At 61.2% G+C, this 4,391-nt stretch carries 7 protein-coding genes; 6 read left to right on the forward strand and 1 reads right to left on the reverse strand.

Features of this window, described 5'->3' with window-relative positions:
* Positions 1-470 (forward strand): hypothetical protein (locus AC1DY5_RS43735; protein WP_478120660.1); only part of this gene is annotated, 470 nt, incomplete at its 5' end.
* A gap of 553 nt (positions 471-1,023) precedes the next feature.
* On the opposite strand, the gene AC1DY5_RS43740 is transcribed toward AC1DY5_RS43735, so the two are convergent.
* Positions 1,024-2,040, reverse strand: a complete 1,017-nt coding sequence (locus tag AC1DY5_RS43740; protein ID WP_478120661.1) for an IS110 family RNA-guided transposase — start codon at positions 2,038-2,040, stop codon at positions 1,024-1,026.
* A gap of 335 nt (positions 2,041-2,375) precedes the next feature.
* On the opposite strand from AC1DY5_RS43740, the gene AC1DY5_RS43745 reads away from it, so the two are divergent.
* The 5 genes from AC1DY5_RS43745 (at position 2,376) to AC1DY5_RS43765 (ending at position 4,075) form a co-directional block, all read left to right on the forward strand.
* Positions 2,376-2,804, forward strand: coding sequence for a cupin domain-containing protein (locus AC1DY5_RS43745; protein WP_478120662.1), 429 nt, complete (start codon positions 2,376-2,378; stop codon positions 2,802-2,804).
* Positions 2,805-2,816: 12 nt separating this feature from the next.
* A complete protein-coding gene (locus AC1DY5_RS43750) occupies positions 2,817-3,167 on the forward strand; it encodes a hypothetical protein (protein WP_478120666.1) in 351 nt (116 codons plus the stop codon).
* Positions 3,055-3,381 carry a helix-turn-helix transcriptional regulator gene (locus AC1DY5_RS43755; protein WP_478120665.1) on the forward strand — a complete coding sequence of 109 codons (327 nt, stop codon included), beginning with the start codon at positions 3,055-3,057 and terminating at the stop codon, positions 3,379-3,381. The genes AC1DY5_RS43750 and AC1DY5_RS43755 overlap by 113 nt, the downstream gene beginning before the upstream one ends.
* Positions 3,382-3,687: 306 nt before the next feature.
* Positions 3,688-3,942: a hypothetical protein gene (locus tag AC1DY5_RS43760; protein ID WP_478120663.1), complete on the forward strand. Its 255-nt coding sequence runs from the start codon at positions 3,688-3,690 to the stop codon at positions 3,940-3,942.
* Between the two features lie 13 nt (positions 3,943-3,955).
* Positions 3,956-4,075: a hypothetical protein gene (locus AC1DY5_RS43765; RefSeq protein ID WP_478120664.1), complete on the forward strand. Its 120-nt coding sequence runs from the start codon at positions 3,956-3,958 to the stop codon at positions 4,073-4,075.
* The last annotated feature ends 316 nt before the right edge of the window (positions 4,076-4,391 follow it).

Raw genomic sequence — 4,391 nt, forward strand, 5'->3', positions numbered from 1 at the left:
GTGGCGAGTCCAGCGGCGTCGAAAAGCGTGGCGCGAAACTCCTCATGATTCAATGTCTTACGCAGCCTTTGCGTTCTTGGATTCGCGAAGTATCGAATGTGGTTTGCGCGGTTGCGAAGTACCAGATTTACTTTCCTTCTTGCGACCGTAAATCTGTGACTACAAGCGCAGCCGCCCAGAGACAAAACGGCGCGCGTGGCCAGTATCAGATTTACCTTCCTCTACGGCCCTCCTTGGCCTGTCGGTCGCCGCCAATGAAGCGCTCGAACATCTCGACGCGCTCTTGGTCTGGTCAGTCCCTCGACCGCATGCTGCGTGGCGACCTCAAGAATCATCGAGCGAACCGCAGCAATTTATTGCGCCGTCATGAGTGCGATGCGCTGAAAAGGGCATTTTTGTGTGGCGTAAGCACGATCCGACGAGCGTTAGCGCAGCTGCTGAGCCTGTCGGGGGGGACGAAAAGTCTGTAGTGCCCGCCGGCTGGAAACCGCTCGGTATCTCACGCGCAGAAAAAATCGCCCCGTGGGAATCAAATCAGCAAACGGGCCCGTCCATCCCCAGGGGCATGGATGCTGGGTTTCCAGGCACCGCACCGATTTACTACAAGGGCTTCCCGCAGAATGCAAGCGATATTTGTGGGCTCCCGCAGAATGCAAGCGATGCTCGGCCTTGACGGTCCTCGTGGGGAGGGGTCGCCACTGCGAATTGGATATGACGTCGCGATATGACGCGCCGATCAGCCGGGCGCGGCAGTGACGGAAGAAGACAAGGTGCGGACTGGCTGAACTACAAACGGTCATTGATGCAGCACCCGTATGGCTGCGGACCCTGATGAAAGACGCGCGCGGGGGCCTCGTTCGCCTATCGAGAACGGCGGTTGCCGTCTCCGAACTTTTCTCAGGCACACCCCGCGCAGGTCCAACCTTGTTTCATCACTGCGAGCCGTCAAGCGGCGGTAGAAATTGTGGAATGGGTTCGATGCAAATCCTCGGTTCGAATGGTTTGGGTTGCTGACCCACTGGGTCATGCCGGCATCGTGAATTGCTCTCCTCGAGACAGTACGGCCCAGGCCATGCGGGCATTCTTGGCAGCGATGGCGACGATCGCTCGCCAGTAGCCGCGACGCTCGGCCAACGCCGTGGCCCATTGGCTGACCGCATCAGTTTTGTTCGTGGCTGAGTTGAGTACCGCTCGGGCGCCCAGGACCAGCAGCGATCGGATGTACGGATCGCCCGCTTTCGTGATGTGGCCCAGTCGTGCCTTGCCTCCCGAGCTGTACTGGCTGGGCACCAAGCCGAGCCAGGCTGTGAACTGGCGACCACACTTGAACTCATGCCCGTTGCCGATCATGGCCAGCAGCGCGGTGGCGGTGGTCTGGCCGACCCCACGCAAGCGCATGAGGTGCTGGGCCCGGGTGTCTTCGCTAGCCATCTGCGCGATGTGCCGATCGTAGAGCGCAATCCGCTCGTCCAGGCGCGTCAATTCGCTGAGCAAGTCGCCGATGACGGTATTGCTCCACCCGGGTAGATCCTCCAGGCACGCCATGGCCTGGCTGCGCACGGTCGATGCCTTCAGCGGCAGCACGACACCGAACTCACTGAGCAAGCCGCGTATCCGATTGATGGTTGCCGTGCGCTGCTCGATGAATCCCTGGCGCACGCGATGCACGCTCAGTTGTGACTGCTGCTGCAAGCTYTTGATCGGCACGAATCTCATGTTSGGCCGCTGTACCGCTTCGCAGATCGCCGCCGCGTCGGCGGCGTCATTCTTGCCACGCTTGCCGGAYAGSCGATACRGGCTGACGAACTTCGGTGCCATCAGGCGCACCGTGTGACCRTGGGCCATGAACTGGCGCGCCCAGTGGTGCSCRCCGGAGCATGCTTCCATGCCGATCACGCAGGGCGGCAGCGACACGATCAATTCGAGCAACTTGGCTCGCGCCACGTTCGGACGCACRAGCTCGGACTTGCCRGCTTCATTCACTGCGTGGACGGCGAAAACGGTCTTGGCGAGATCGATGCCAACGTACAAAATAGTCATGGGGCTTCCCCTTCCGAGTGAGTTGATGGAGATTCGCAACCCCATCGTGGCACTTTGTTGCCGGCAGCCGCAACACGYAGCGGCTTAATCGGGACGGGGAAGCTCCCTTACATTCGCCATTCCTCGCCATCGAAGTTCAAATCGGCACCAAACAAAATCGGCCTGCAGCCCGCGCCAGTGCTGGATTTCAGCCTCGGCGCTGATCATTTAACCGGACAGTAGTGAGTTTTCATATCGAATCCCCTTTCATGATGGGTTAATGCTATTTCGGTTGACTGAGACGATCCATAGCTTGCAGTCTCAATCTCATGCGCGATCGTCTAGACAGTGATCCATTGGCTTCCATCGTGGCCCTGCTGCGGCCCCGGACCGTTCTGTCGAAGTTCGTCGGCGGGGCGGGAAAATGGGCGGTCCAGTACCCCAATTACGGCCAGCCAAGCTTCTGCCTGATGCTCAAGGGAGCGTGCTGGCTCAATCTGGACGGCGTCGAGCCATTTCTGATGGAGCCCGGGGACTACGTGCTCCTGCCGGCGACCCCGGGTTTTCGCATGGGAAGCGACCTTGATGCCCTGGAGCGGCCGACCATGCGCATTCCCGATGCGACCCCGGYAGGCGAGATCCTCCACGGACAGCAAGAAAACGAGCCTGCCGTGCGGATGCTGGGGGATACTTCCTGTTCGACCCTACGAACGCACCGCTTCTCGTGGGGCTCCTCCCCACGGTCGTCCACATCAAGGCCAATGACCTTGGCGGGGAACGCCTGACCTGGATCGCCGGTGATCGGAGAGGAAAGTTCGACGCAGAAACCTGGCGGAGATGCCATCCTCACCCACCTGGTCCAGATCATGTTGATCGAGGCCCTCCGCTGGCGCCCGGCACAGGAAAACGATGCCGCCCCGATTTCCGGCCTTCTCGCCGGCTTGACCGATATCCGCATGTCAAAGGCGTTGTGCCTCATTCATGATGATGTGGCGCGCCGCTGGACAATTGAAGAAACTTGCCGGCCATGTCGGGATGTCTCGCGCCGCATTCGCCGCGAGATTCACGCAGATCCTGGGCGTCCCGCCTATGGAATACGTTCTCCGGTGGCGCATGGCCCTCGCGAAAGACCTGCTTTGGCACGATAGGCTCTCGCTTGGCGAAGTGGCACACGCCATCGGCTACCAGTCGGCGAGCGCGTTCAGTACCGCGTTCAGCCGGTCGGTCGGACAATCTCCAAGGTCATTTGCGCGCACCGAACGGACAAATCCGTTGATAGGGCACGAACGCGGACACACGACGACGCTACGCTCAAGATCTCGCATGTCGCCACTGTTGAGCCATGCATCGAGGAACGCGTGACCGTGCGGCGTGGCGGAGAGCCCTCTGGACTGCATCCGTGCATGGTTGTCGATAGGACTGGGGTGCTGCACCCACTGCCCAAGCCGAGCCAGCGCTGAACGTGAAAACCGTCGTCCTTGTACATGGCCTCTATGCCGACGGATCGAGTTGGAGCAGGGTGGTTCCACGACTTCAGGACGCGGGCCTGCGCGTGACCTGCGTTCAAAGTCCGTTGACATCCTTTCCTGAAGACGTCGATTCCACTCGCCGCGCACTCGCCCTGCAGGAGGCCCTACGCTGCTAGTCGGTCACTCGTACGGCGGAATAGTGATCAGCGAAGCTGGTGTCGATCCCAAGGTCGTCGGATTGGCCTACATCGCCGCGCGGGCGCCGGATGCGGGGGAGGACTACGGCGCGCTGGTCAAACAGTTTCCCGCAGCGCCGGCGGGCAGTGGCGTGGTTTGGGGGGCAGACGGCTTTGGATACTTGAGCGAGCAAGCCTTCCTGCGCGACTTCGTCGGGGATCTGGATGCTCGGCAGGCTCGCGGCAGTGTGCACGCAGGATCGAACCATCCATCCTGAACTGCAGAGATTCATGGCAACACGCATGAAAGCGTCGACGATCGAACTCGAATCGGGCCATGTTCCCATGCTGTCTCGACCTGCGGAGGTTGCGAACGTGATCTTGGCCGCCGCGCAATCGGCAGGTCGTTGACGCGCACCGTCTCCCACCCATGCGACCGGGAGGGCGGTCGGGTTGTCGGGTCGCATGACAGGCGCCACGTGGAAGTGACTTGCCCGTCATGGCGCTCGTTGGGACGGCCGGGATGGGCGCCGCCATCTTCACGTTCATTCAGTGGCTGGAGCGGCGCCTGATCGCAGGCGCCGCAGTGAGGACGCAACCGGCGCTTGACTATCAATCTCTTGAGAAACCAAGGTGATGGAGCCGGGGGTCATGCTGCCGGGGTGACGGCAAAGCCCAGCGCAGCGGCGCGGCGTTTGAGTGCCGCTACGCTGCGCTGGCGCTGTTG

The sequence above is a fragment of the Variovorax sp. P4_D9 genome, assembly GCF_056401695.1.